The organism is Spartinivicinus marinus, from assembly GCF_026309355.1.
Classification (GTDB): domain Bacteria; phylum Pseudomonadota; class Gammaproteobacteria; order Pseudomonadales; family Zooshikellaceae; genus Spartinivicinus; species Spartinivicinus marinus.
On record NZ_JAPJZK010000001.1, the window covers coordinates 2566388 to 2592812 of the forward strand.

Consider the following 26425-nt stretch of genomic DNA (forward strand, 5'->3'; position numbering starts at 1 on the left):
TGGAGTAAAAGGTATATCATTCACGAAGGGTATATAACTTACAAAACTGCTTCAAGCCATGTTGTGTAAACTGGACAGCTCTTGTATCTAGGTCTTTAATTGCCCAACCTTTACTAAAAATATCAGTTAACACCCACTGCCCTATACTTCCCGCCAAGTGACTGCGCCGCTCGCTCCAGTCGAGACAAGACTTACATAAAGGGCGTTTGGCTTTATCAAACTGGTTAAAATTTACCCCTAAGCTACCGAAAAACGTCCTCCCACCAGCCGTTAACGCAGCCACATCGTTATTTTCAGTAATCTTGTCATTAGCGAGTAGTGAGTCATATAGCATCACACCAAGCTCACCTGCTAAGTGGTCATAGCAAACACGAGCATTTCTTAGCCTGTTGTCACTGGGGCCTGTGCTTATCTTTGAATGCTGGTTTACTGATGAAATATTTAGCAATTGCTCTAAAAGCTCTGCAACCTCTACACCTTGTAATTGAAAGTATTTATGCCTCCCTTGCTTTCTCACCACTACTAGTTTGCCTTCCACTAATTTGGATAAGTGGCTACTGGCTGTTTGAGGAGTAATATCAGCCTCTAAAGATAACTCTGTGGCTGTTAATGCCTTTCCTCCCATGAGTGCAATCAACATTCGTGCACGAGCAGAGTCACCAATCAAGCTGGCGATAAATGAAATATCAGGCCCCATTTGATCTATACCTATTACCTTTGTGATGAGCATATACTCAAAAGGAAGACTATAGTTCGATGCCTATCGAAGCAATACCATTACAGCTTGTTAGACTGCTTGAAAAACCAAAAGGAAACAATAGTAATGAGTATAACTTGCTTTATTGAGTATAAAATAAACTCTTTTAAACTTGATAAATTTCAAGAGTATGCCGAAAACTGGGGTAAAATCATTCCCAGTTGTGGTGGAGAGTTAATAGGTTATTTCTTGCCACATGAAGGCTCTAATGATATTGCATATGGCCTGATAACATTCAACAGTTTGGCTGATTACGAAAAATATAGAGCCATACTTAAAGAAGATAAAAATGGAAAAGCAAACTTTCACTTTGCAGAGCAAGAAAAACTTATCATTTCTGAAAAGCGGAGTTTCTTAAAAGTTGTGCCTGAAACTTACCACCGACTAGCAAAGGCCAGTTTATGATAGCTGTTATTTTTGAGGTAGAACTAAAATGTGAAGAAAAGGCAGAGTATTTTTCTATTGCAAATGAACTAAAAGCAAGCTTGACCAATATAGAAGGCTTTATTTCCGTTGAACGCTTTAATAGCTTATCTGAGCCAAGTCGCTTTCTTTCACTATCATTCTGGGAAAGCGAAGAATCAATCAAAGCTTGGAAAAATCAAAGTGAACACCTTTTAGCTCAAGAAAAAGGTAAAAATTACTTGTTTAATAATTATAGGTTACGAGTTGCAAAAGTCGTTCGTGACTACGGAAGTACTTGCCCACAGAAGTTATAATGTAGAGCAATTTTTAAAAATGTATATATACCCAATGCGAATGGTTTTTAGGTGCTGCCATCAAGTGACGAAACTCCATGAGCCTATAAATAATAGGTGATTGGAGGGAAGGCAGTTAAATGCTCCATGCATGAACTGCATTCCCACCATCCTTGGTGGTCAAGCGACGATAACAAAACCTAGAGGCCATTTGTGAAGGGTATACTCACAACGAAGAGCATATTATTCAGTCTTTAATAACCCTTAATACATTTTCAACTACAGCTTTTCCTTGTGAGTAGTTACCATAACCAATATATTTATACTGCTTTTGCCAAATATTTTTTGCAACGTTAATCCATTTTTGTTTATCTTCTAAATCATCAACCTGCATTCCATTTTTTATGAGTTCTTGTTTAAATGAGTTATTTCTTTTAATTACCCATTCCCACTCATACTCAGCAGCTTCCAAGCCAGCTTTACTTATTGCAGCTTGAAGATTTTCAGGTAGGTTTTTATAAAATTTCTCATTCATTAAAATTGGTCCAACCCATAAAAATGGACCATTATTAGTCACAAATTTCTGGTGAGCATCCCAAAACTTCGAGTAATAGATAACATTATAAGGGTTTTCCTGACCGTCTATTTGCCTTTGTTTTAGCGCTTCAAATGTATCAGCCCAATTTAGTGTTTTTACTGTTGCGCCAAATGCTAAATAAGTGTCTCTCATCAGTCTATTGCGCGGAGTTCTAATGATTAGCCCTTTAATTTGCTCTAAACGAGTTACCTTTCTCTTTGAGTTAGTCATATGACGGTAGCCACCAATCAACCAGCCAATAGCTCTAACATTATGCTTCTCAGCAAGCATATTATTAATTTCTTCTGTCATGAACTGACTTCTAAATAACTTTTTGGCTGACTCTATTTCTGGAAAAATATAAGGAAGCATTAAAAACTCTAATATGTATGCCTTAAGTGAGGCATTCCCTGATGCAATAACAGTTGCATGAATAATCTTGTTACCATCAGGATGACTTAAGCCTGACATCACCATATTCATGTTGGTTTCTTCCCCGCTGATAGCAGGATATTGAGGATTTCCTCGGTAATGAATTTCGGTAACAAGCTTTCCATTAGAGTACTTGCTTACAAGGCTACCAAACCTCTCAAGAGCAGTTACATGTAAGGAACCTTGTGGGTTATCTGTGCTACAAATAATTTTTATCGGCTCGGACAACCCTGTGCCAACAAGCCCATAGCTTAACAACACTACCCCTACAACTTTTCGAAGCACAGTAAAACTCATCAGTTAGTAGTTTTCGTAATACAAAATAACAGTATAGCCAAGTAGTGCTGCTTTTATCTAAATATGATAAATTATTTCTCAACAGATCTATAAAATTTAACATGCTTTAAGTAATAACTCGCTCTTACAGAGAATGCACATAACTAATATGCATTTATCGACATTTGATTAGGGGTAGTCGCCTCAACCAGTTGCGCTGCAGCTTGTTTTATTTTGATTTTAAGTACAGGATTAATGAGACGATTATTTTCAGTGTCAAAATTTTCAAAAAAGTTGGGAATTGAAATACTACCTTTAAGATCTGCTCCCATAAATGAAGCTGACTTCTCAGCTGTTACCAAAACACTTTTTGCACCACTAGGCCCCGGTGAAGTGGCAAGAAAAAGAGTAGGTTTATTACCAAACATGGCTTTATCGATTCGAGAAGTCCAGTCATACAGATTTTTGAAAGCGGCCGTAAAGTTACCATTGTGTTCAGCAAATGAAACGATAATAGCATCTACTTCGGTAAACTTGTTAAAAAATGCTTTTGCTTCTTTGGGTTGTCCTAGCTGTTTCTCTCTTTCCTCACTAAATATTGGCATTTCGTAATCATTAATATCCAGTGTCTCTACTACAGCATTTTCAATCAAGCTGGCTACATACAACGCCAGCCGTTGATTAATCGAGTTTTTATTATTGCTTGCAGCAAATGCTAATACTTTCATATCATTTCCTTGTTGGTAGAGCTAAAACCAAAACAAATCGTTCAGCTTGTTAGATTTCTTTGCTCTGGTAAATCACTTAAATACTCAACAAACTCCACTTCGTAACCTGCAGGATCGAGAAAATATACATTCTTTCGGTAGGGTTCTTCTGCACCATCTTTGTATATTTCAAAACCGGCACTTTTCAGGCGATCAATGGTGGCCTCAATATTATTAGTGACATAAGCAAAATGAGCGAGACCAACTTGATATCCTTCCAAGTCCCTGTTTTCCCCTTCACCATGATCGCTAAATGCGATGTAATAATAATCATCACCAAAATGTATCCAATTACGAGGCTTACCATTCCAATGGCCGCTACCTTCGGTACGAACTTTCCAATGGGGAAATGCTGCTTGATAAAAAACCAAAACTTTGGGGATATCAGATACAACTAGGTTTACATGTTCAAGATACATTCTTTTTTCTCCTTTGAGCTGAGTAGCTTTAGAATAAAACCTCAAGTTAACTTGAGGTAAAGCATTTTTTTCACTATCCTTAAAAAAAGTTTGGAGGGCCTATGGAACAAGCGACTTGGAGCGTTGGTAAAGTTGCCAAACGATGCGGGATTAAGGTTAGTACGTTACATTTTTATGAAGAGAAGGGATTAATCCGTAGCTGGCGCAATGCTGGTAACCAAAGGCGTTACAAACCAGATGTATTACGTAGAATATCGGTGATAAAAGCAGCTCAAAAAATGGGGATCAGCTTGGCCTCTATAAAAAAAGCCTTTGCTAGTTTGCCAGATAGCCGTACCCCAACAATAGAAGACTGGCAGTTACTATCAACCAGCTGGCGAGATGATATTAATGCACGTATTACCTATCTGGAGCGACTTCGAGATTCATTAACAGGCTGTATTGGCTGCGGATGTTTATCGATGAAAAACTGCCCAATTTACAATGAAGATGATAAATTAGCTAAGGAAGGTAGCGGACCTGTGATATTGGATAGAAAGCAATAAAACACAGAATTTACGGTTACAGCTCAAAATAACCAGCTACTAACCTAACAACAGACGTCGTAAATTGATTTTTAAACGCTGCCTCAGTTCGACAACATGGGGCAGACGTTCCCTTTTTTTATTTAAATAAAGGTAAACTGTTAATGCGCCTATTTCTTTTTCATTAATTACTTTAACTAAACCTTTCTCCTTTTTTACATAACAACAAGGTAGTAAAGCTAACCCCATATTATTTTTTGCTGCGGCTAAACGTGCATTTGGGCTATTGCTACGAAATACCCGAATCATTCCAGAAGATTTTTTATACCAACCTAAAGGGGAGAGGTGCTCTCCACCTTCTTCAAAGTCAATCAATAAGTGATCCTGCAGTTCATTAGCATGATGCTGTTTTTTTTGTGTTAAATAGTCAGGTGTGCCATAGAGAGCAAATGGCAGTGTGTACTCAGCAATACAAATATGATGCTCTTGCGTACTCTTATTGACCAAAATGGCTATGTCTGTATCACGTGCCACCAAAGATGCTAGAGGGCTTGCCGTAAAAAGTTCTACGTTAAGAGAAGAGTGCGCTTTATTTAACGGGCATATAATGTCTGTCACTAATTGAGTAGCCAAAATCTCGGGGGCAGACAAGCGAACAGTGCCAGTCAACTCAGCACCTTCTTGGACAGCAGTCTTAATTTCTGAGGCAGTCAATGCCATTTGCTCTGCCAAAGGAATAAGTTGGAGCCCTGCAGCCGTCATCGTATAGCCAGACCGGCTAGCATCAAATAAACGCACGTTTAGCATCTGTTCTAAGCTATATATTTTTCGCCAAACCGTCGCTTGTGATACCTGCAATGCACAGGCTGCAGCGCTTAGCGTACCTAAGTTAGCGACAGCGAGAAAAAATCGGAGTTCATCCCAATTCATGTTATTCAAATATGAAAGAAGTTGTTTCAGATTTTGCTATTTATAATTCATTTTTAGTCATTTAGTCTAACTAAAAGTGTTTAGCTTAGAGATACTCTAATGAAAAAAATCCTCTTTCCTTCTAAAATTCAACAACTTGAACCATTTTCCAGTCGATTTGATGCCTTCCGTCTAGCAGCAGAAGGATGCGATGTATTATTTGCTATGTATCCTGCTGGCACAGAAGTCGAGCCTCATGATCATGACACTGATAATTACGGCATTATCACTCGTGGTAGGTTATACCTAACCATTGACGGCCAAGAGCATGAGTATGGGCCAGGTGATTGGTATCATGTCAAAAAACACCAAATGCACTCTGCAAGATTTGTTGAAGATACAGAAGAAATTGAGTTTTGGTTTGAGGAAAACTAATGCTGTATCTAGTCGTTGTAGTGTTGGCTGCCTTAATATGGTCGCCACACTACTTATGGGGAGTTCCTGTTGGTAGTCAGCTTATGGATCAAGGCAAGTTTTTGCTGGCAGGGTCAATTATCACATTAACAACATTAGTTGGCTTTTTTGGTATGTACTTGCTACAAACCACACTGAACCAGCAACGTTTTGACCAAGTAGCGGATTTTAGACTGTTATTAATTCTAAGCTCTCAATCAGTTGCTATTATCCTGATTGCGATCGACACTAATTTTAACTTAACAGCGATAGTTTCGTGTATTTTTGTTTTAGTTGGGGTTTTATTATCCTTGCGGTTATATATTTAATAAATCGTTTACTACCCACCTTGTTTTTCCACCTCCATCAAACTAACACGCATTACCAAAAACAAAGGTGGAGAATTCGTGACCAGTCTCAAGCCCACTATCAGCGCTAGCTTCTTTTTATTCTGAAACAGTGAGGTATCATATAACTCGAAGTTTAGGAGTCATTAATAAAAGCGTACACCAAACATAGAGTACACCCATGAAAAAGGAACAGCTGATAGCCCAGCTAAAACAGCTTAACGCAACAGAGCTGGCAGATTTTGTCATCAGTTTACTTGGGGAAGACCGGGCATTAGACCTAAGAATAGAATCACTAGCCTTGCGTTCAAACCCCGAGGGCCTTACCCGACAAGTTAAGAGTCAAATTCAATCAATTAAACGTGGTCGTCGCTTTATTGAGTATGGAGAAAGTTTTCAGCTAGCCAGTAGACTCGCGGCGCTTATTGATGATATTGAACAAGTAATCCTTCCTTACAGCCCCAAAAATGCCTTTGAGCTAACCGATTTGTTGCTATTCATTCATGGTTCTGTCATGAACCGTGTTGATGACTCTGGTGGTGTTGTAGGCGGAGAGTTTCTGCGTGCAAATGTATTATGGCTTAAAGCAGCTAAAGCCTGGGGTAATGAGAGCATCGACTGGTTAACTAAAATCTATGACTTAGTTGCTCAAGAAGACTATGGAGTGCTAGATGCTTTGCTGCCAAACACTCATATTTTGCTAAATGAACAACAGTTGAAACAATTAGCCTGGCGTTATGAAAATGAAATACGCCAACAGTTTAAAAAAGAGGGGACCAGCAACACCACTTCAAGACCAACTTTTGAGCTAATCAAACTATCAAGTAAGTTGCACCAAGTAGCTGAGGCTTTGGCCGACCCAGAACTTTACGAGCACGCTACCTTATTACTCTCTGCTATGCCAAACTCCCTGCAAATTAAAAGTATTGTTGAGCAATATGTGCTGTTTAATCAGCCCAAAAAAGCGCTTAAATGGCTTGATAAGCCATGGCAGGCAGACGAGCTGACTCGCCTTCAATTATTAAATAAAGTGTATGAGTTAATGAATGATAAACCCAAACTGAGAGAAGTGAGGGAACAAATTTATCAAACCACTCAAACAGCTGAAGCACTTAATGAATTAATAGAACTATTACACGAAGAAGAAAAACAACTTGTATTAGCGAAAGCTGTTGATGAGGCAGAGCAATGTCAAACCCTGTATATTGCTGTAGATAAATTACTTTATTTAAAGCAATATGAAAAAGCACAAAATCTAGTTTTATCTCGACTCGATGAGCTTGCACGTACCTTCTATAGTCGTTTAACCGATTACGTAAAAGTGTTTGAAAAACAACATTGCTTATTAGCAGTTGTTGCCTGTTATCGAGTATTAACCAATGATATTCTCGATAATGCACGTAGCAAGGCTTATAGTCATGCTGCTCGCTATATGAAAAAGCTTATCGAACTAGATAACCAAATTAAAAATTATCAATCGTTAGAAACAGCAGAGCAATATTATCAAACCTTACAAGAACTACATGGTAGAAAACGCAGTTTTTGGAGTAAGATAAGCGACTAAAAATAGGGCCGATCCAATAACCCTATTTTTTTAAGAATACTATTTTATATAGCCAAAACGAGTGGTCTATTACCTGCCACAACACTTCTTATACTTCTTGCCACTTCCACATGGGCAAGGGTCATTACGGCCCACTTTTGGCTCTTTTCGTGCAACAGTTAATCCATCACCTTCTACCGCCCTATGCTGTTGCATGATTTGATAGACATTCTTTATACCTTCTTCAATCGCTTTGTGGAAATGTTTAACTTCCTCTATTTTTATCCGAGCATTAATAGGAAAATTACTAGACCCCATACAATAAAGGATTGGAACAAGATTACCACTCACATAATCTGCCATATTTGATGGTATGTTTCCCCATAAACGTTTCCCACGTAAAAAACCATTACACCAATCTAATACCAATATTATATTTGTATCATTTTTATAATGTTTAAAGATGGGCTGCCATCTTTTTGACTCAAGGTTATCTATTAGTTTGTTATAGTAATCGAATAAAGATTTAACCACCTGTTCAGACTCTTTATGGGAGTCAAAAACTGGCATACTATCATGACCGCCCCATAACACAGGCATCATGGTTGAGGGTAAAATGGCTTTGGGCGAACAAGCGATTGCAGTAAAAAACCCATCTAACTCTGACAGTGAGTCAATGGCATCGCCATCTGCATATTTTTTCAGCCATTTTTCTATTTCTGCCAGCTTTTTGTTACTTTCTATTCTTTCTGAGATAAACAGTTCTTCACCATTCCACATTAATGGTGGCGTTTTACGTTTATCTCTCAACCCTAATTCTAACTCTACTTCTTCAAAGTCACCTAAAATGGTTAAATCGACACAGCCAAGCTGAAACAGCTGGTGTACTTCATCAACTAGCTCAACAGCCTTTAAGTCAAGGATATTACCTATCAAAATTCCATTTAAACTAATAAAACTAACAATGGGTTTTTGTAAGTATTGCCGATAGATTTCTATTACCTGATCAAGCGTGTCTGGATTAAACTCAACAATTTTAGCTAAGGCATCAGCTACTACCTCATAACACAATTCGCCTTCATGCACTTCATTCCAATATTGTTGTAGTGGTTCTAATGCAGCAGGGCCTATTAAGCCCAGTACTATACTAAGCTCATCAAGCGCTAAATCATCATCTTCAGTGAGTGATTCAAGCTGCTTAAGAATTGGCTCGATAGCCTCCTCAGCCCGCAATTGCCCTAAAACTCGCCACGCATGAACCTGCGCCCACATTTCAGGCCCATCATTTACCTCCAGTAGCTGCTGACTTTCAAAAACACACAACAGTTCAGAAATATCTTCTGCAGTAAAACCATATTGAGCAATATAATCCGGCCACTCATTCCCAAATTCAAGTTCTCCCATTGTGAGCAACAACTTGATTTTAGGGTTATCTGTTTTGAATATGTCAGTATTAGTAGTGGTCATGTGTTTTATAAGCCTAAATAGGGTGGTAATACTAATCAACGTTTAACAATCACTCTATTTTGCAGTTTATGTTGAGCAATTCCAATGGAAGGTTAGAAAAAAGCTTTTAGGTAAAATAGGAGCTTAACAACACAGCTGCTCATCAGTATGCTATTCAACCTGCACAAGCCAACCAACTACAGCCGTTTATTATGAACTATTCAGATATTATCCAAGCCTTAGAAAACGCTACTGCTTTCGATTTGTATCGCCTAAGCAGAGCAATAGACAACATGATAAATGATCCCATACGGCTGCTAGAAGCCAAGGCCTGCTTACGGGTAGGTGACACTATTGAGTATTTTGAGCCCACTGAAAACCGCCTAATTCCCGCTAAGTTAATTAAAATCAGACAAACCAAAGCGGAAGTTACCAACATTAAAGATGGAAAAGACTGGATCATCCCTCTCTACATGATTAATGTACAAAAAACAGACATCGAGATTCAGCAGACAAAGAGGGGCACCTTAACCAAAAATGAACTACAGGTGGGAGATACTGTTGGCTTTGTTAATAAACAGGGTAAAGAGCTTCATGGAGAGATAATCCGCCTAAATCCCAAGTCTGTTACTATTCACTCGATTCCGAAGTTTTTAATGCTTGACTAGCACGATGAGAGAGATTCAGAAGACTGGACTACAGGTATTGCTCCATTTCTTCGCCTAGCAAAGAACGATCAACACGACACCTGCAGACCAGTGATGGTGTAGTATATCGCGCTTGTATTTCAATAGCGACTTGATGACGACTTGTGTTGATTACCCCTATTCCCCATGTGATAAAGTTTGTTCAAACTCTAAACGACACCTTGACTGTTTCTTTTCAATCTCCTGGATTAAGTCGTATCCAGTGTCGCTGGTTAACTATTATGCTGATGGGAATTGGTGTCACTGGTGTATTTTGCTGGGCTGTTTTTGAGCGGTGTAGCTTAGGAGCATTCAAGCAGGACCAATTACGTTGGATGTTTTACCATAGTAAAATTGCCTGGTCATTGTTGTTGCAAGCCAGTGTCCGACAAGTACTCAATCACTATCATATTACGAGAGGAGTACTCATTTTTGACGATAGTGATAAAGTCCGCTCCAAGAGAACACGACGTATTAAAGGTGTGCATAAAATAAAACATAAAAAATCCGGCGGCTATGTTCAAGGGCAAGAGCTAGTGTTTATGCTACTGGTGACACCTGTAGCTACCTTACCGATTGCTTTTCGCTTTTATACACCTGATCCAGCGTTAAGTGCTTGGCGTCAGAAAAATAAAGCCCTAAAGAGGCTGGGTATTCCTGGAAAAGAAAGACCCAAAAAACCTAAGCCCAACCCAGATTATCCGACCAAACAAGCTTTAGCACTTGAGATGGTTGAAGCATTTTCATTGTCATTTTCTGATATAAAGATTAATGCGGTCATTGCTGATGCACTGTATAGCACAGCAGAATTCATGGATAAGGCTTCCATTGCGACGGGTGGTGCTCAAGTGGTGAGTCAATTACGCTCCAATCAACTAATCCTTTCCCAAGGAAAAAAAGTACGACTTACACATTACTTTGCACGCCAAACAGGCGTCGATACCAAGTTAATTATCCGAGGCCAAAAAACACAGTCAATCACCATGCTGGCGGCTCGGGTTTATGTGAAAGCCCATGGTAAAAAGCGGTTTGTGGTTGCTTTGAAATATGAGGGAGAAAAAAATTATCGATATCTAGTGGCATCCGACATGTCCTGGCGGCATGGTGATATTGCTAGGGTTTATACATTGAGATGGTTAGTTGAGGTTTTCATTGAGGACTGGAAGCAACATGCTGGCTGGAACCGATTGGCCAAACAACAAGGCGAAGAAGGATCAACGCGAGGCGTGATCATGAGCCTGCTGTACGACCATATGTTACTGCTACATCCAGAGCAATCCGTCCGCCTTGAAAATAAGCAGCCCGGGCTTCCTGTTGGCTGTTTGACTGAGCGAATCAAAACAGAAGCCCTAATAAAAACTGTAGAAGCAGTTGTCACGGCTGATGAACCAAAACAGCAACTGAAAGCCTTTACCGCTGCAATAATCAGTGTGCTTCCTGAGCGCCGCTCGAAAAAGCATTTAGCGGGTTTAGATTTGGGCAAACAAGAGCCCACTGACTCATTAAAATACAGAGCGGCTGCATAAATAAATTAGCAGTTATGTCAACCTAAAAAAACTTCGGAATCGAGTATTCAGACATCAGGAGGTAAGTGGCGGGTATCTTATACATTTTTGCATAAGGTGATTAATCAAGAAGGTGGCGAAGTTGAGCTGATATTAATGTAATCAAGTTTGTTTATCGTATACTAGGAAAAATATTGTTCCACAAATACTTGAGATAGAAGACATCATGACAGATGTAGTTATACAAAAAGAACTGGGCTTACAAGATGCAATCAGTCTATTAAGCTTTCTTGGCCCTTATCAACGAGAAGCTGTTGATAAAGTTACGGCAAATAGAGAGGAAAGTATTCCCTTACTTATTAATAACCTAAAGGATGTATTAGAATGTCCTGGTCACTATGCGTATGAAGAGCCAAACTTTATTGGGCATATTTATAGTGTAATGTTGCTAGGGCACTTTAAAGCAACAGAAGCTCACCAGCTAATTATCAATTTATTTAGCCTACCCGAAAATATTGTAGATAATTTATTTGATGACTTAATTACTGAAAACCTACACATGATATTATTTAACACAAGTGGTGGAGACTTATCTGCCATGAAGAAAATGTTATTTAATAATCATGTGTATATGTACTCTCGCTCAGCCGCTTTAGATGCTATCGAATTTGCTTTTTATAAAGAGGTAATTACAAGAGAGGAATTTATTAATATAACAGAACATTTTTTTCAACAATGCTGTGAAGAAAATAATTCTTTCTTGGTTTCATGTGCTGGATATACAGCTGCCAGGGCTCATGCTGAACATTTAATGCCTCAAATAGAAGAAGCAAATAAACAAGGGCTTTTTGATAATCAATTTGTTTCTATGGATGAAGTCAGGCACTCACTAACAACTCCAATAGAAGACTATATCACAAAAATTGCCGAATCTTTCAAACGAAGTCAACTAGATGACCCTCATAAGCAAATGGAGTGTTGGGCATTTTTTCAAGAAGAAAAAGAAAAATATAATTCATTCAAAAAAAATGAAAAAAAATTAAGTACTCCTTCAACAAAAGTAATCAAGCAACGTAAAAAATCAAAAAGTAAGCAAGCCAAAGCAGCTAGAAAAAAGAATCGGAAGAAGTAATTGTTAGCCCTTTATTGAAAGATCGCCTCTAATAATTGTTTACTGTCTCTGGCCTTTTGATAAATTCCCTACCAGACAGGCTCTTGCGCTGTGTTGGCTTGCTTGGAAAGTCAACCAGCTTAATCAAGACTGGTTCAAAATATCTATATAAGCGCTATACGCATATACGCGATTACGCTTTTGGCTAGTAATTTCGTGCACGATGCTGAGTTGTTGCTCCATTGCATCAAGGGCTTTACCAATAGTGGCTGGCGTTAAACCACTTAGCTCCGCCAGCTTATTAATATTGGCGATGGGTTGCCTAAACAAAGCATCAAGTAGCTGGCTGGCAGAGCCTGAAATACGCCCCAATGTGCTCAGGCGCAGCTTGTCTTGACTAAGCAGATCACTTAACTGTTTAGCAGTTGCTACAGCTTTATTAGCTACTTCTGCTACAGCATCAACAAAAAACAACAACCACCTTTCCCAATTACCTGAGATACGGACTTGTTGTAGACGATCGTAATAAGTTTGTCGGTGTTTCTTAAAAAAAACTGACAAATAAAGTAGCGGCTCTTGTAGTATTTTTGCTTCAACAAAAATCAACGGAATAAGTAGCCGACCAATACGACCATTACCGTCCATAAAAGGATGGATAGTCTCAAATTGTACATGAACTAATGCAGCTTTTATTAAAGGGTCTGTTTGTTCAGGAATATCATTGATGAATCTTTCCAAATCAGCCCAGCATTGATCGATATGAGTTGCGGGTGGAGGAACAAAAATTGCCTCATCTGGACGGTGACCACCAAGCCACACCTGATTTTTCCTGAACTGACCTGGACCTCTAGAGATACCTCGTCCAGAGGTCATCAGTGCCTGATGCAGTTCAGTCACCAAACGGAAGGTTATAGGATATTCCTCACGGATACGTTGTACACCCAGGTTTAGCGCATTAACGTAGCATGATACCTCCTGCACATCATCCATTGGTACACCTGGCTGCCCTTCCATCTCAAACAGCATAAGATCACTTAATGATGATTGGGTACCCTCTATTTGAGAAGACATTACCGCTTCTTTGCGAACATAGCTGTACAGGAACAACTGAGCATCAGGCAGTAGAGTACTGATAGCATCTAAACGGCCAAGCGCAAGCAGAGCCTCATTAATACGAGATTGAAGCTTGCCACTAATTTGTAATGGAGGCACTGGTGGCAAGGGATTAGGCACAAAAGCCTGGCAGTTAACTCCACCAGCAATGCTTGGTACATAGCACCCAGTAAGTCCTCGTTCCATAAAAGTACTCTTAATATATCGCTAAGTTAAAATAAGGGTAGCTCTTATTTTAACTTTGATCATAAGTTAAAATAAAGCCAACCCTTATTTTAACTTATGATCAAAGTTAAAATAAGAAAGTATGTTATTTTAAGTTTAAGGAGCTGGAACGTCTGATTGAATTTTGTACTCTTAACCAGTTTGTCGATTCTATCGTCCTTTATTCATATTGTGCTGATGGTAAAAAAAGATAAGGCTGATTTTGCAAGCTGGAAATAATAACTAAAAATAATATTATGTATGTATGTATAATTCAGTAGTTGTATTATTTTTTTATACCACCATACAACTATCTACTAAAACCGCTACATACAATCACGTATTAATATAAAAAATTATTTTTATATTAATACACAAACAACAAAATTATAATTTAAGTGTTGTATATATTTGTTTTATAACAATCAAAAATAAATAAGTACCGACAAAATAAATTACAATTTAATTAACAAAATACAAAAATAATAATTTCCAAAAAATATAATAATAAGAATAATATAAAAAGATAATAAAATAAAAGCTGTATAAAAAAGCACAAAAAACCCGTTAACCAAAGGAAAACGGGCTCAAAACACGAATACAACACCAATTACTTACCAATACAAAAGCTAGAAAAAATCCTGCCTAATAGGTCATCCGAGGTAAACTCACCTGTAATTTCACTCAGTGAATGTTGAGCAAGTCGTAAGTCTTCAGCTAATAGTTCGCCAGCACCATAACTAGTGAGCTGTTGCTTGCCTGTGTACAAGTACTCTTGTGCTTGATTAATGGCTTCAATATGACGTCTTCTGGCCGTAAAGCCACCTTCGGTGGTTCCTTCAAAACCAATGCATGCTTTTAGATGCTCTTTTAATTCTTCAATGCCTTGCTCTTGCATCGCTGAAATAGCAATAGTCTTTACACCTTGTGGATTAGTTTTATCCCCAGCATCTTCACCAGTAAGATCCACTTTGTTTCTGATGATAGTTACCTTATCTAGAGTAGGGAGCTTATCCACAAACTCCGGCCAGATTTCATGGGGATCTGTTGATTGAGAAGTACTAGCATCAACCATCAATAAGACTCGGTCTGCTTCGCTGATTTCTTTAAAGGCTCGCTCTACACCTATTTGCTCAACTTTATCATCACTATCTCGTAAGCCGGCTGTATCTATAATATGTAATGGCAATCCGTCGATGTGGATATGTTCTCTCAACACATCCCGGGTGGTACCTTCTATGTCAGTGACAATAGCCGTTTCTCTACCAGCCAGTGCATTAAGCAAACTGGACTTGCCTGCGTTTGGCCGGCCAGCAATTACTACACTCATCCCTTCACGAAGCATTGCTCCTTGGTTAGCTTCTTTTAATACTGAATCTACGTTGTGGATAATTGAATCTAAATCACTGGCCACTTTGCCGTCTGCTAGAAAGTCGATTTCTTCTTCAGGAAAATCGATTGCAGCTTCGACATAAATCCGAAGCTGGGTCAGGTTTTCCACAAGTTCGTTGATACGTTTAGAAAAAGCACCTTGTAGTGAACGAATAGCACTTTTGGCTGCTTGTTCGGATGCGCTATCAATCAAGTCAGCAATGGCTTCCGCCTGGGTTAGATCTATTTTGTCATTTAAAAATGCACGCTCACTGAACTCACCTGGTCGAGCATGGCGAATTCCCATAAAAAGCACTTCATTTAGTAACAAATCGAGAATAACAGGGCCACCATGGCCTTGCAGTTCGAGTACATCTTCACCAGTGAACGAGTTCGGTCCCTGAAAAAACAAGCTGATTCCTTCATCAAGCACTTCTCCAGACTGACTATAAAACGGACCAAAATGGACCATTCTAGGGCTAAGTTGAGCCTTTACTAATTGATCAGCAACTTCCTGAGCTTTTGGTCCAGACACCCGAATAATTCCAACGCCACCTCTACCAGGAGGAGTAGCAATGGCAGCAATGGTATCAGTATCAAGAGAAGCAATTGAATTCATAATCTTTATCTGTGTAAAAGCAAAACTGGGGAGGTTTAGAAAAAAGCGTTAACCTATTGATTATAGGCAAGAAAAAGGCCCTAACCAATAGTTAGAGCCTTGTGGATAAAGTTGTGGAAAGCTGTTGATTATTTTGTTGATTTTGCAGCAGCTTGACCTTCTATCTGACGTGTAATCATCCACTGTTGAGCAATCGATAACAAGTTATTCACTACCCAGTACAGTACCAGACCAGCAGGGAAGAATAAGAAGAATACAGTGAAGATAATTGGCATCAATTTCATCACTTTCGCTTGCATGGGGTCTGGAGGTGTTGGATTCAACAACTGTTGCACAAACATGGATGCACCCATGATCAATGGCAAAATGAAGTATGGATCTTTTACTGACAGGTCAGTAATCCACCCTAACCATGGTGCTTGGCGTAACTCGACGCTTTCTAAAAGCACCCAGTAAAGGGCAATAAACACTGGCATCTGTACCAAAATGGGTAAGCAACCACCAAGCGGATTAATTTTCTCTTTCTTGTACATCTCCATCATCGCCTGAGACATCTTCTGACGGTCGTCTCCATAGCGTTCACGCATCTCCTGTAACTTAGGAGACAACCGCCGCATATTGGCCATAGAGCGGTAGCTGGCAGCTGATAATGGGTAGAAAGCAGCCTTGACCATAACTGTAAGCAAGATAATGCTCCAACCCCAGTTAGGAATCAGGCTGTGAATAAAAGTTAATAACCAGAACAAAGGCTGAGCAACAAACCAAAGCACACCATAGTCGATAGTTAGCTCTAGACCATCAGCCAGTTCAGCTAAACGTTTCTGGTCTTTAGGGCCGAGATAAAGGGTAGCACTAATTTCACCTTTTTCACCCGCAGCCAGTTTGAGTGGATTATTTTGGTTTTTAAAGCCAACAATATTATTGCTGCCTGCCTTTCTGGTGTAGAAATTATTCAATTGTTCCTGATTCGGTATCCAGGCACTTACAAAATAGTGCTGAAGAACGGCAGCATAACCACCTGTTACATCAGCATTAAATTTTTCTTCTTCAAACTCATCAAAAGGCAGTTTTACATATCTTTCTTCTTTGCCGCGTACAGCCGCACCCAAATAAGTGCTCATTCCCATAGAAGAGGAGGAGTTACTAGGATCTTGAGTATTGTCCCGTTTCAGCTGGGCATATAAGTTGGCCTGCCAGGTTGTGGATGATGTGTTATCCACAACATAACTGACTTTGACTTCATAACTGCCTTTAGTGAAGGTATAACGCTTAATAACCTTAACCCCTTTCTTATCCACTAAAGAAAGGTCCACATTTAAGGTCTCTCCACCATTAAGCTGGTAGTTAGTTTGAGCAGCCTGATAAGTTGCTTTACCTTTGCTATCAGTACCATCTGGCCCAATCAAACCACTTTGGGCGATAAAAGTTCTAGCTGATGAACGCTCTAGTAAAGTAAATGGAGCAGGATTTGGTTCATTATCATCTGGCAGTTTTACTGGGTATTTCAGTAATGATGCCTTAACAATGTTGCCACCTTTAGTATCAATTTCTACTGCAAACGTATCTGTTGTTACTGTGACAACTTGTTTATCTGCAGCAGTATCATCAGTTGGTGCATCAGCTACTGAATCAAGCATTGGAACATCATCAGATGCACCTTGTTTAGCCTGAGTCAGTTGAGGTGCATCCTCTGTTGAAGGAACTGTTTGGTGCTGTTCCTGCTGTTGAGTAGTGGTTGGGACTTGGTTGTAATCTTTATCCCACTGCAAAATCATTAGGTAGCCGACTATTGCTAAGCCACCTATTAAAAGAGTTCTTTGAAAATCCATGGTTTCTTAAGCCATACCATCTGTTGATAACAGTTATTCACATCTAAATAAGAGGAGGGATTATACGCAAGTTTGCCTAATTACCCTACTGCTAATCTTGTTTAATTGTTTTTAACCTGCAGCTAAGTTATGAACAAACGTAGTACAAGCCATCAGTTAATGAGTAGTGTAATTATTTCTGCAGGTGTTTTGCGCAAAGTAGCGAGCTTTCAAAAGTTAATAATGTAGTCAAGTTAGCTAAATAGTAGTTAAAAAACTGGTTAGCTGTTACTTGTGGATAGTTTTAGTAGATAGTTTGCTGGCTTTTTTTATCAACCGCTTCCATTGTTGCTCTAATAATCGAAACATAGCCGGGTTATCCAGCTCTTCGAGCCCTTTACGACTTATACATACTAAGTCAATTGCAGGAAGGTGTTGTTTGTTGCAGCGAAAAGACTCTCGAATCAGTCTTTTAATTCGGTTTCTTGCTACTGCTTTCTTGGTATTTTTTTTACCAATAACTAGACCAAGTCGGGGTTGTTCGTGAGAAGAGGGGGTTGCCAGAATCAGCAAGTTTGGGTGAGATGCTCGAAAGGGCGCGTTGTCAAAGACCCGTTGAAAATCAGCCTTGTTTAATAAACGAGACTCTTTACTGAATCTTTGATCCACGCTACAAGTGCCCTATCAAAACCAATTACGCAGCCAGGCGCTTGCGGCCTTTAGCACGACGGCGTTTGATTACCAAACGGCCATTCTTGGTTGCCATGCGAGCACGGAAACCATGAGTGCGCTTGCGCTTTAGGTTACTTGGTTGAAAAGTTCTTTTCATACGTCGTACCTATTACTTTCCAGAAAGTATTTACTGCTCTTTTTTTAGATCTAAAAGACGCGCAATTGTAAGGAATCTTGCTGGTCAGGTCAATTTATTAACAGCTTAGCTGCTACTTTTTGTTTTAAGAAGGGGTTTCCTGGTATTAGCTTGCTGTTTTGTCAGGCTGTTTCAACTCATTAGAGCATAGAGTTTCCTTTAAGTGACCTTTGGTGATCTATCCTTTCTGTTTTTATCCTCTACTCTCTTTGCTGTGGAAAGCATTAGAAGATGAAGACTTATGCACCGCGACATAAACTACGTCATGAGTTATACACAGAACATCAATTTGTATGGGAAGCCCATCAAGGTGTGGGTAACTTTATATTTCTAAGGATCAAGTTAATAGGTCTGCTCAAGCAAAACAGGGAATAGCCTCAATATTACACATACTTCCCTGTTATCTACCATCCCTCATTTTAGGATAAAGATATAAGTATGGATTAGCTTGAAGCATGACTAACAAGTCCAATTTATCAAGGGTAAGTTAGTAGTTTGGTTGAATGATTGTAGCAGGTGCATTTTCAGGCTATTAGGATTATCCACAGAGAAAACTGGTAACTAGGCAAAAAATTTTGTTGTGAATATCTATTGCTTTGAAGAAAAAATTTTTCATTTAAAGAAAGTGGATTAGCTCATTCAGCAGTTTTTGGCAAACATAGCTCAGTGTTGACTTAAAATTTGTATATAAATTGATCTTTGTAGGACAATATTGTCTGTTTGCTGCTTTTAGTTTGGATGGTTATACACAGAGAATGCTTCAAAACACCTTTTTAAATTAACAGTGTTTTGGCTTAAATAACCATAAGTCTTGTTTTGCTGTTGATAAATTTACGACCTATGACTCCAAGGGCCGCCAATTCTATTCGTTAATGTTGAAGTTGTCCACATCAACTGACGTTTTAACTCTTCGCTTACGATTTTCTTCCATTTCAGCCAAGCAGACAAATTATTATTAATAATTAATATTCTTCTTAAGAAAAGAGAGTGTTTTGTTATTGATGTTATTATTAGAGTCAGCCTTTTCTGTGGATAAGTAACTTTTAACCTTTGATTACTAGTCTTTATAAGAATAATAAGTTTGTGACTATCTTGAGTATTATTTGTGTAATAACTATGAAAATCTTGTGCAACAATTGTTGATAAAGTTATCCAATGAGTTAACCACTGGGTTGTACACAGGGTTATCCTATTATCCACTAACAAGTTATTCACAGTAAATTTTTTATGTTAATAAAGCTGTAAACAACTTGTTATCATCTTGTTTCTAACTTTCTAATAGCTTGATTAGTATAGATTTTTTTTATCCAAGTAGGGCTTGTAATCAGTCAAAGATTGATGTGGATAACTTTATTAAGAAGATATAGAATGAACCGTTGTGTAATCATTTGTCGCCTGTTGACACATTGATAAGGGGAGAGATTAGTGTCGCTCACAGTCTGGCAACGATGTCTTGAAATTTTACAGGATGAGTTGCCTTCTCAGCAGTTCAATACTTGGATAAGACCACTCAAGGTTGAACTTGAGGGCAATGAACTGACAATGTTTGCTCCCAACCGGTTTGTAAAAGACTGGGTTAAGGAAAAATACTTAGTCAGAATTGAAGAGATTCTAAGCGAGCTAGCTGAAGGGATGCCTTTTTTAGTTATGCTCGAAGTAGCTGTGCGTAAACCTAGTTTTTTAGCGGGTGCTCGCCAACAAAACCAAGCTGCTAATCAATTGGCTTCTAAAGTTCGATCCAGTAATCAGTCGATAGCTAAAGATAGTGCTGGTAGTTTTGTAAATCCTCTGACCAATATTGGTAATACTGAGAGTCAAAACGAAAACCTAACAACAGAAGCAGAACCTACTCAACTGGATGTATTAGCTGAACTGACAGAAGCAACTAGCCATAGCAAACCTAGGCCAGTTTCGAGACAGGTTGATGTTGAAGGTGGACTAAAACACAATAGTTCACTTAATGTAGATTTTACGTTTGATAGCTTTGTGGAAGGTAAGTCAAACCAACTTGCTTTAGCAGCAGCAAGACAAGTGGCAGAGAACCCAGGTGCTGCATACAATCCATTATTTTTATATGGTGGAGTTGGCTTAGGTAAGACTCACTTGATGCATTCAGTTGGTAACTTTCTAGTCAAACAAAATAATCACGCGAAAGTTATTTATCTACATTCTGAACGATTTGTTGCTGATATGGTGAAAGCCTTACAGCTAAACGCAATCAATGACTTTAAACGCTATTATCGCTCAGTTGATGCACTATTGATTGATGATATTCAGTTTTTTGCTGGTAAAGAGCGCTCACAAGAAGAGTTTTTTCATACTTTCAATGCTCTTTTAGAAGGTGGTCAGCAAATGATCCTTACTTGTGATCGCTACCCAAAAGAAATTAATGGTTTAGAAGAACGCTTAAAGTCACGTTTTGGCTGGGGGTTGACAGTTGCTGTTGAACCTCCTGAGTTGGAAACGCGAGTTGCCATTTTAATGAAAAAAGCAGAGCAAGCGAAAATTGACTTACCCCATGAGTCGGCTTTTTTCATTGCACAGCGAGTGCGTTCTAATGTCCGTGAATTAGAAGGTGCACTAAAGCGGGTAATTGCTCATGCTAACTTCTTAGGCCGTCCCATTACTATCGACTTGATTCGTGAATCCCTCAAAGATTTGTTGGCACTTCAAGATAAGCAGGTCAGTATTGATAATATCCAGCGAATGGTCGCTGAGTACTATAAAATAAAGATGGCTGATATTTTATCAAAACGTCGTAGCCGCTCTGTTGCTAGGCCACGACAGGTGGCGATGGCTTTATCGAAAGAGTTAACCAACCACTCTTTGCCTGAAATAGGTGATGCATTTGGTGGGAGAGACCATACGACAGTTTTACATGCTTGCCGTAAAGTGAAAGAACTGACTGAAACCGATTCAGAAATTAGAGAAGATTACAAAAATTTGCTCCGGTCATTAACGACTTAGAAATTATTATAGTGGTTTTCCTGTTGACGACTTTTGTATGAGAAGGAAATGATGAAATTTACTATTACCCGGGAAGCTTTACTTAGGCCTTTACAAATAGTAGCTGGTGTAGTGGAGCGAAAACATACGTTTCCGGTTTTGTCTAATGTGTTGTTAGTAGTTGAAGACAATCAGTTATCGCTAACAGGAACTGACTTGGAAGTAGAATTCATTGGTCGGGTTCCACTTGAGTCATCTGCTCAACCAGGAGAGATCACTGTTCCTGCTCGAAAGCTTATGGATATTTGTAAGTCATTACCTGATGAAGCGGAAATTGAAGTTAAACAAGACGATCAGCGAGTTTTGGTTCGTGCTGGTCGTAGCCGTTTCACCTTATCATCATTACCTGCCACTGAGTTTCCTAATATAGAAGAAGGTGAAAGTGCACATTCTTTTTCTGTTTCTCAGGCAAAACTTCGTCGCTTAATTGATCGAACTGCATTTGCCATGGCACAACAGGATGTTCGTTATTATTTAAATGGTATGCTATTAGAGTTACGTCCAGGTGAATTACGTGGTGTAGCTACTGATGGTCATCGTTTGGCAATGTGTACAGTCGAGGCTGATATTAATAATGCTGATTTACACCAAGTAATTGTGCCACGTAAAGGTATCTTGGAAATGGCGCGTTTACTGACAGGTGGTGATGAGCCAGTTAACATAGTCTTAAGTAATAATCATATTCGTGCTCATACGGGTGACTTTTCATTTACTTCAAAATTAGTGGATGGCAAGTTTCCTGATTATCAACGTGTTCTTCCTAAGGGTGGGGACAAAATTTTAGTTGGCGAGCGTCAAGTACTGCGTCAGTCTTTAAACCGTGCTGCAATTTTATCTAATGAAAAATACCGTGGTGTTCGGTTGTTGATGGACAATAATGCGTTGACGATTATTGCCAATAACCCAGATCAAGAAGAAGCTGAAGAGCATGTTAATGTTCAATATGATTCAGAACATCTGGAAATTGGTTTTAATGTTGGCTATTTACTTGATGTGTTATCAGTTTTATCTGGTGATCAAGTAAAACTGACATTGTCTGACTCCAATAGCAGTGTACTACTGGAAGAGCTTGAAGATGGAGATTCTACATTTGTAGTAATGCCTATGCGGATGTAATGGGTTTGTATTGATAATACTGCATGAGCATTTCCCGTTTATCAGTTTCCAACTTAAGAAATCTACGTTCTGTTAACCTAGAGTTTGCTACTGACATTAACCTGTTTATTGGAAAAAATGGCAGTGGCAAAACCAGCTTACTTGAATCTATTTATTTACTTGGACTGGCTCGTTCCTTTCGAAGCACTAAGCTTAAACCAATTATTAACTCTCAGTCTCAAGAGTGTACTGTTTTTGCTGAACTATCAGTAGGACGTAATCGAAAGCTGCCATTAGGGTTAAAAAGGAGTTTATCTGGAGAGCTTATGATTCGGTATGCAGGTGAAAAGGTTCGCACTGTTGCACAACTTGCACAATTATTACCGATACAAGTCATTAACCCAGATACTTTTCAGCTATTAGAAGGAGGCCCAAAGTTAAGAAGGCAGTTTCTTGATTGGGGAGTGTTCCACGTGGAACATCTCTATATGGAACACTGGCGACAGGCGCAAAAATGCATAAAACATCGGAATAGTCTACTCAGACGTGATAAAATATCACCAACCGAATTAAAAGTTTGGAGTGAATCTTTAGCTAACTTAGCCAGTAAAATTGATCAGCAACGCCAGCTTTACATTGATCAATTTGTCCCAGTTTTTAATGAAATTGTTTCTCAGTTAATCGATTTACCGGATCTATCACTAAGCTACTACTCTGGTTGGGATAAAAAAGTAGAGTTGCTTGATTTGCTTACATCAAATTTTGATAAAGAACAAAATCAGCATCGCACTTTATATGGCCCACATCGTGCAGATCTAAAGGTGAAAGTTGATGGTCTGCCAGCTGATGAAATACTTTCAAGAGGACAATTAAAGCTAGTGACAGCAGCATTAAAAATAGCGCAAGGTTTTTTATTTAATAAGTTTACTAACCAGCAGAGCATCTATTTGATCGATGATATTGCAGCAGAGTTAGATAATGAAAAGAAAAATAAGCTGTGTCAGCTTATTGAAGCAATGAATTGCCAAGCATTCATAACATGTGTTGAAGAGTCATCTTTAGATTATGAATGGCATGAAACAAAAGATGTAAAGATGTTTCACGTGGAACATGGGCAAATCAAACCAGTTGATAGGGCCGATAAAGGCTGAAAGTTATCCTTTCAAATCAGGAGTTATCGTGTATGACCACAAGTTACGATGCATCAAATATTAAAGTTTTAAAAGGCTTGGATGCAGTTCGTAAAAGACCAGGAATGTACATTGGTGATACGGACGATGGTACTGGTCTTCACCATATGGTTTTTGAAATTGTAGACAACTCAATTGATGAGGCACTTGCAGGGTTTTGCTCAAAAATTGATATCATCATTCACCCAGATAACTCGGTAACTGTTAAAGATAATGGCCGTGGAATTCCAGTAGACATCCATGAAGAAGAAGGGAAGTCTGCAGCTGAAGTTATCATGACTGTATTGCATGCTGGTGGTAAGTTTGATGATAACACTTATAAAGTTTCTGGTGGTTTACATGGTGTAGGGGTTTCTGTGGTAAATGCATTATCCAGAGAACTTCGCTTAACAATCCGTAGACATGGTAAGGTGCATCAGCAAATTTATGATCATGGTGTATCGAGAGAGCCGTTAACCGTCATTGGTGATACTGACTACTCAGGAACAGAAATACAGTTTTATCCTTCAGAAGAAACCTTCACCAACATTCACTTTAGCTACGATATATTAGCTAAACGTTTACGAGAACTATCTTTCCTTAACTCTGGTGTTTGTATTCATCTTAAAGATGAGCGTAGTGGTAAGGAAGATGAGTTTAAATACGATGGTGGATTAGAAGCATTTGTTGAGTTTCTTAATCAAAATAAAAACCCCGTTAACAAAGTATTTCATTTTACTACTCAAAGAGAAGATGGCATTGGAGTAGAAGTTGCCATGCAATGGAATGATGGCTTCCAGGAAAATATTTACTGCTTTACTAACAATATTCCTCAGAGGGATGGTGGTACACACTTGGCAGGTTTCCGTGGAGCGCTTACCAGAACGCTTAACTCATATATTGAAAAAGAAAATCTAATGAAACAAAAAGTTAACACTACTGGTGATGATGCCAGGGAAGGGTTAACTGCTATTATCTCTGTTAAAGTACCTGATCCAAAATTCTCTTCTCAGACTAAAGATAAGCTGGTTTCTTCAGAAGTTAAATCTGCAGTAGAGCAGGAAATGAATAAACTTCTTTCTGACTATCTGCTTGAAAACCCTCAAGAGTCGAAGTCTATTGTTTCTAAAATGGTTGATGCAGCACGGGCTAGGGAAGCAGCGCGTAAAGCAAGAGAAATGACGCGTCGTAAAGGGGTGCTGGATATTGCTGGGTTACCAGGCAAACTAGCAGATTGTCAGGAAAAAGATCCAGCGTTATCTGAACTCTATATTGTGGAGGGTGATTCCGCTGGTGGTTCGGCTAAGCAAGGGCGCAACCGTAAAACACAAGCAATCCTTCCACTGAAAGGTAAAATCTTAAATGTTGAAAAAGCACGCTTTGATAAAATGCTTTCTTCAGCTGAGGTTGGCACATTAATTACAGCTTTAGGTTGTGGTATTGGTCGAGAAGAGTTTAATCTCGAAAAATTACGTTATCACAACATTATTATCATGACTGATGCTGATGTTGATGGCTCGCATATACGAACACTATTACTTACTTTCTTCTTTAGGCAAATGCCAGAGTTGATTGAGCATGGCTATGTCTATATTGCTCAGCCTCCTTTATACAAGGTGAAGCGTGGTAAGCAAGAGAACTACATAAAAGATGAAGCTGCCTTAGATGATTATTTAATACAGGCAGCCCTAGAAAATGCTGCACTATATGTAAATGAAGATGCTCCTGGAATTGGTGGTGTACAGCTAGAAGAGTTGGTGAGTGCACATCGTAAAATAGAGTCTGCCATCAATAAGCTTTCGCAGCTTTACCCTTCAGAGGTATTGAAGAATGTTGTCTACAGTGAAACAGTTGCTGAAGAGGGACTGAAAAATGAGCAGCTAATAACAAACTGGGCTGCAACTCTAAATAAAGCACTGGAGGTAGAAAGTAAGTCTGGAAAGCTCTATAAAGTTGAAGTGCAGTATGATAAAGAGCATCAAGTATGGCTGCCAGTAGTTAAGTTAACCCATCATGGGGTTGATTATGACTACCCTCTGTCAACAGAGTTCTTTATCTCCAATGACTACCGTAATATGGTCAAGCTTGGGGATAAACTCTCTGGCTTACTAGAAGAAACTGCCTATGTTGCTAAAGGTGAAAGGAAACAACCTGTAGACAGCTTTGAAGCTGCTTTAGATTGGCTGATGAAAGAAACCACCAAGCGCTTTACCATTCAGCGTTATAAGGGTTTGGGTGAAATGAACCCAGGACAGCTATGGGAAACAACAATGGACCCTGAAGTAAGGCGGATGCTAAAAGTATCAATTGAAGATGCTATTGCAGCTGACCAAATTTTCACTACTTTGATGGGGGACCAGGTAGAACCAAGAAGAAACTTTATAGAAGATAATGCGTTAAGAGTAACTAATCTTGATGTGTAAATAAAAATAATTCTTTAATTAAAAACAAAAAATGGAGCTAATCAAAGCTCCATTTTTTTGCAGCTTAAAAAATATTAAGAAATCCTAATTTTCCTTCTATACTTACATATTAATCTTGTCTTTAGTTTTTTCACTAATGAACAACAGTCTTCTAAAGAACCCTGCTCAAATCAACTCATCGCCATTTAAAATAAAGAAAATTACGACTACATTTGGAGTATAGTAGTTTTGTTTTAAATTAATATGCTGTTTAAAATTATAGTATTTTTATATTACACAAAAACAACAACAGCCTCTGG

General features: G+C 38.8%; 23 protein-coding genes and 2 pseudogenes. 13 read left to right on the forward strand and 12 right to left on the reverse strand.

Features of this window, described 5'->3' with window-relative positions:
- Nucleotides 1-16: 16 nt before the first annotated feature.
- Nucleotides 17-697 carry an ArsR/SmtB family transcription factor gene (locus OQE68_RS11450; protein WP_180571353.1) on the reverse strand — a complete coding sequence of 227 codons (681 nt, stop codon included), beginning with the start codon at nt 695-697 and terminating at the stop codon, nt 17-19.
- 99 nt (nt 698-796) lie between these two features.
- Here OQE68_RS11450 and OQE68_RS11455 point away from each other — a divergent pair, with 99 nt between their 5' ends.
- Together OQE68_RS11455 and OQE68_RS11460 are read left to right on the forward strand one after the other, a co-directional pair.
- Complete coding sequence (locus OQE68_RS11455) at nt 797-1162, forward strand: NIPSNAP family protein (RefSeq protein ID WP_255491071.1); 366 nt, start codon at nt 797-799, stop codon at nt 1160-1162.
- Nucleotides 1159-1476, forward strand: coding sequence for an antibiotic biosynthesis monooxygenase family protein (locus OQE68_RS11460; RefSeq protein WP_180571354.1), 318 nt, complete (start codon nt 1159-1161; stop codon nt 1474-1476). The genes OQE68_RS11455 and OQE68_RS11460 overlap by 4 nt, the downstream gene beginning before the upstream one ends.
- Before the next feature lie 226 nt (nt 1477-1702).
- Here OQE68_RS11460 and OQE68_RS11465 read toward each other — a convergent pair whose 3' ends face one another.
- From OQE68_RS11465 to OQE68_RS11475, 3 genes are all read right to left on the reverse strand, one after another.
- Nucleotides 1703-2761, reverse strand: coding sequence for a TRAP transporter substrate-binding protein (locus tag OQE68_RS11465; protein WP_180571355.1), 1059 nt, complete (start codon nt 2759-2761; stop codon nt 1703-1705).
- Nucleotides 2762-2904: 143 nt separating this feature from the next.
- Entirely contained in the window at nt 2905-3468 is a 564-nt protein-coding gene (locus OQE68_RS11470; RefSeq protein ID WP_180571356.1) for an NADPH-dependent FMN reductase, read from the reverse strand.
- A gap of 41 nt (nt 3469-3509) precedes the next feature.
- Nucleotides 3510-3926, reverse strand: coding sequence for a VOC family protein (locus tag OQE68_RS11475; protein WP_180571357.1), 417 nt, complete (start codon nt 3924-3926; stop codon nt 3510-3512).
- Nucleotides 3927-4027: 101 nt separating this feature from the next.
- On the opposite strand from OQE68_RS11475, the gene soxR reads away from it, so the two are divergent.
- Nucleotides 4028-4471 carry a redox-sensitive transcriptional activator SoxR gene (gene soxR, locus OQE68_RS11480; RefSeq protein ID WP_180571358.1) on the forward strand — a complete coding sequence of 148 codons (444 nt, stop codon included), beginning with the start codon at nt 4028-4030 and terminating at the stop codon, nt 4469-4471.
- 39 nt (nt 4472-4510) lie between these two features.
- On the opposite strand, the gene OQE68_RS11485 is transcribed toward soxR, so the two are convergent.
- Nucleotides 4511-5380 (reverse strand): LysR family transcriptional regulator, encoded by an 870-nt coding sequence (locus OQE68_RS11485; protein ID WP_180571359.1) that lies wholly within the window; start codon nt 5378-5380, stop codon nt 4511-4513.
- Between the two features lie 99 nt (nt 5381-5479).
- Here OQE68_RS11485 and OQE68_RS11490 point away from each other — a divergent pair, with 99 nt between their 5' ends.
- The 3 genes from OQE68_RS11490 (at nt 5480) to OQE68_RS11500 (ending at nt 7723) form a co-directional block, all read left to right on the forward strand.
- Entirely contained in the window at nt 5480-5794 is a 315-nt protein-coding gene (locus OQE68_RS11490) for a cupin domain-containing protein (RefSeq protein WP_180571360.1), read from the forward strand.
- Nucleotides 5794-6141 carry a hypothetical protein gene (locus OQE68_RS11495; protein ID WP_180571361.1) on the forward strand — a complete coding sequence of 116 codons (348 nt, stop codon included), beginning with the start codon at nt 5794-5796 and terminating at the stop codon, nt 6139-6141. The genes OQE68_RS11490 and OQE68_RS11495 overlap by 1 nt, the downstream gene beginning before the upstream one ends.
- Before the next feature lie 199 nt (nt 6142-6340).
- A complete protein-coding gene (locus OQE68_RS11500; protein WP_180571362.1) occupies nt 6341-7723 on the forward strand; it encodes a DUF6880 family protein in 1383 nt (460 codons plus the stop codon).
- Between the two features lie 69 nt (nt 7724-7792).
- Here OQE68_RS11500 and OQE68_RS31110 read toward each other — a convergent pair.
- Both OQE68_RS31110 and OQE68_RS11505 read right to left on the reverse strand, forming a co-directional pair.
- Nucleotides 7793-7873: pseudogene (locus OQE68_RS31110) on the reverse strand (SEC-C metal-binding domain-containing protein); the annotation flags it as partial.
- A gap of 147 nt (nt 7874-8020) precedes the next feature.
- Nucleotides 8021-9169: pseudogene (locus OQE68_RS11505) on the reverse strand (UPF0149 family protein); the annotation flags it as partial.
- A 191-nt stretch (nt 9170-9360) separates the two neighbouring features.
- On the opposite strand from OQE68_RS11505, the gene OQE68_RS11510 reads away from it, so the two are divergent.
- The 3 genes from OQE68_RS11510 (at nt 9361) to OQE68_RS11520 (ending at nt 12471) form a co-directional block, all read left to right on the forward strand.
- Nucleotides 9361-9816, forward strand: a complete 456-nt coding sequence (locus OQE68_RS11510) for a hypothetical protein (RefSeq protein WP_180571364.1) — start codon at nt 9361-9363, stop codon at nt 9814-9816.
- 143 nt (nt 9817-9959) lie between these two features.
- The gene (locus tag OQE68_RS11515) at nt 9960-11360 is read left to right on the forward strand and encodes a transposase (RefSeq protein ID WP_266195417.1); all 1401 of its coding nucleotides are present in this window, start codon (nt 9960-9962) and stop codon (nt 11358-11360) included.
- A 205-nt stretch (nt 11361-11565) separates the two neighbouring features.
- Complete coding sequence (locus tag OQE68_RS11520) at nt 11566-12471, forward strand: DUF1186 domain-containing protein (protein ID WP_180568831.1); 906 nt, start codon at nt 11566-11568, stop codon at nt 12469-12471.
- 123 nt (nt 12472-12594) lie between these two features.
- Here OQE68_RS11520 and OQE68_RS11525 read toward each other — a convergent pair whose 3' ends face one another.
- The 5 genes from OQE68_RS11525 to rpmH all read right to left on the reverse strand — a co-directional run bounded on the left by OQE68_RS11525 (nt 12595) and on the right by rpmH (nt 18394).
- Nucleotides 12595-13749, reverse strand: a complete 1155-nt coding sequence (locus OQE68_RS11525) for a Fic family protein (RefSeq protein ID WP_180568830.1) — start codon at nt 13747-13749, stop codon at nt 12595-12597.
- Between the two features lie 628 nt (nt 13750-14377).
- A complete protein-coding gene (gene mnmE / locus OQE68_RS11530; protein WP_180568829.1) occupies nt 14378-15757 on the reverse strand; it encodes a tRNA uridine-5-carboxymethylaminomethyl(34) synthesis GTPase MnmE in 1380 nt (459 codons plus the stop codon).
- A gap of 128 nt (nt 15758-15885) precedes the next feature.
- Nucleotides 15886-17586: a membrane protein insertase YidC gene (yidC, locus tag OQE68_RS11535; protein WP_180568828.1), complete on the reverse strand. Its 1701-nt coding sequence runs from the start codon at nt 17584-17586 to the stop codon at nt 15886-15888.
- 267 nt (nt 17587-17853) lie between these two features.
- Entirely contained in the window at nt 17854-18234 is a 381-nt protein-coding gene (gene rnpA / locus OQE68_RS11540; protein WP_180568827.1) for a ribonuclease P protein component, read from the reverse strand.
- Nucleotides 18235-18259: 25 nt separating this feature from the next.
- On the reverse strand, nt 18260-18394 hold the full coding sequence (rpmH, locus tag OQE68_RS11545) for a 50S ribosomal protein L34 (protein ID WP_163836336.1): 135 nt from the start codon (nt 18392-18394) through the stop codon (nt 18260-18262).
- Nucleotides 18395-19858: 1464 nt separating this feature from the next.
- Between rpmH and dnaA the strand changes: the two genes are divergently transcribed.
- The 4 genes from dnaA to gyrB are packed head-to-tail and all read left to right on the forward strand — an operon-like array spanning nt 19859 to nt 26126.
- On the forward strand, nt 19859-21400 hold the full coding sequence (dnaA, locus tag OQE68_RS11550) for a chromosomal replication initiator protein DnaA (RefSeq protein ID WP_180568826.1): 1542 nt from the start codon (nt 19859-19861) through the stop codon (nt 21398-21400).
- A 51-nt stretch (nt 21401-21451) separates the two neighbouring features.
- On the forward strand, nt 21452-22555 hold the full coding sequence (dnaN, locus tag OQE68_RS11555) for a DNA polymerase III subunit beta (protein ID WP_180568836.1): 1104 nt from the start codon (nt 21452-21454) through the stop codon (nt 22553-22555).
- A 23-nt stretch (nt 22556-22578) separates the two neighbouring features.
- Nucleotides 22579-23685 (forward strand): DNA replication/repair protein RecF, encoded by a 1107-nt coding sequence (gene recF / locus OQE68_RS11560; protein WP_180568825.1) that lies wholly within the window; start codon nt 22579-22581, stop codon nt 23683-23685.
- A 32-nt stretch (nt 23686-23717) separates the two neighbouring features.
- Nucleotides 23718-26126, forward strand: a complete 2409-nt coding sequence (gyrB, locus tag OQE68_RS11565) for a DNA topoisomerase (ATP-hydrolyzing) subunit B (protein ID WP_180568824.1) — start codon at nt 23718-23720, stop codon at nt 26124-26126.
- Nucleotides 26127-26425: the final 299 nt, after the last annotated feature.

Coding starts and splice junctions, on each gene's coding strand:
- OQE68_RS11510 (WP_180571364.1), top strand. CDS start 9,361: ATGAACTATTCAGATATTATCCAAGCCTTAGAAAACGCTACTGCTTTC.
- OQE68_RS11470 (WP_180571356.1), bottom strand. CDS start 3,468: ATGAAAGTATTAGCATTTGCTGCAAGCAATAATAAAAACTCGATTAAT.
- OQE68_RS11500 (WP_180571362.1), top strand. CDS start 6,341: ATGAAAAAGGAACAGCTGATAGCCCAGCTAAAACAGCTTAACGCAACA.
- OQE68_RS11450 (WP_180571353.1), bottom strand. CDS start 697: ATGGGGCCTGATATTTCATTTATCGCCAGCTTGATTGGTGACTCTGCT.
- OQE68_RS11495 (WP_180571361.1), top strand. CDS start 5,794: ATGCTGTATCTAGTCGTTGTAGTGTTGGCTGCCTTAATATGGTCGCCA.
- OQE68_RS11475 (WP_180571357.1), bottom strand. CDS start 3,926: ATGTATCTTGAACATGTAAACCTAGTTGTATCTGATATCCCCAAAGTT.
- soxR (WP_180571358.1), top strand. CDS start 4,028: ATGGAACAAGCGACTTGGAGCGTTGGTAAAGTTGCCAAACGATGCGGG.
- OQE68_RS11460 (WP_180571354.1), top strand. CDS start 1,159: ATGATAGCTGTTATTTTTGAGGTAGAACTAAAATGTGAAGAAAAGGCA.
- OQE68_RS11485 (WP_180571359.1), bottom strand. CDS start 5,380: ATGAATTGGGATGAACTCCGATTTTTTCTCGCTGTCGCTAACTTAGGT.
- OQE68_RS11490 (WP_180571360.1), top strand. CDS start 5,480: ATGAAAAAAATCCTCTTTCCTTCTAAAATTCAACAACTTGAACCATTT.
- dnaN (WP_180568836.1), top strand. CDS start 21,452: ATGAAATTTACTATTACCCGGGAAGCTTTACTTAGGCCTTTACAAATA.
- rpmH (WP_163836336.1), bottom strand. CDS start 18,394: ATGAAAAGAACTTTTCAACCAAGTAACCTAAAGCGCAAGCGCACTCAT.
- OQE68_RS11525 (WP_180568830.1), bottom strand. CDS start 13,749: ATGGAACGAGGACTTACTGGGTGCTATGTACCAAGCATTGCTGGTGGA.
- recF (WP_180568825.1), top strand. CDS start 22,579: ATGAGCATTTCCCGTTTATCAGTTTCCAACTTAAGAAATCTACGTTCT.
- OQE68_RS11520 (WP_180568831.1), top strand. CDS start 11,566: ATGACAGATGTAGTTATACAAAAAGAACTGGGCTTACAAGATGCAATC.
- yidC (WP_180568828.1), bottom strand. CDS start 17,586: ATGGATTTTCAAAGAACTCTTTTAATAGGTGGCTTAGCAATAGTCGGC.
- gyrB (WP_180568824.1), top strand. CDS start 23,718: ATGACCACAAGTTACGATGCATCAAATATTAAAGTTTTAAAAGGCTTG.
- OQE68_RS11465 (WP_180571355.1), bottom strand. CDS start 2,761: ATGAGTTTTACTGTGCTTCGAAAAGTTGTAGGGGTAGTGTTGTTAAGC.
- mnmE (WP_180568829.1), bottom strand. CDS start 15,757: ATGAATTCAATTGCTTCTCTTGATACTGATACCATTGCTGCCATTGCT.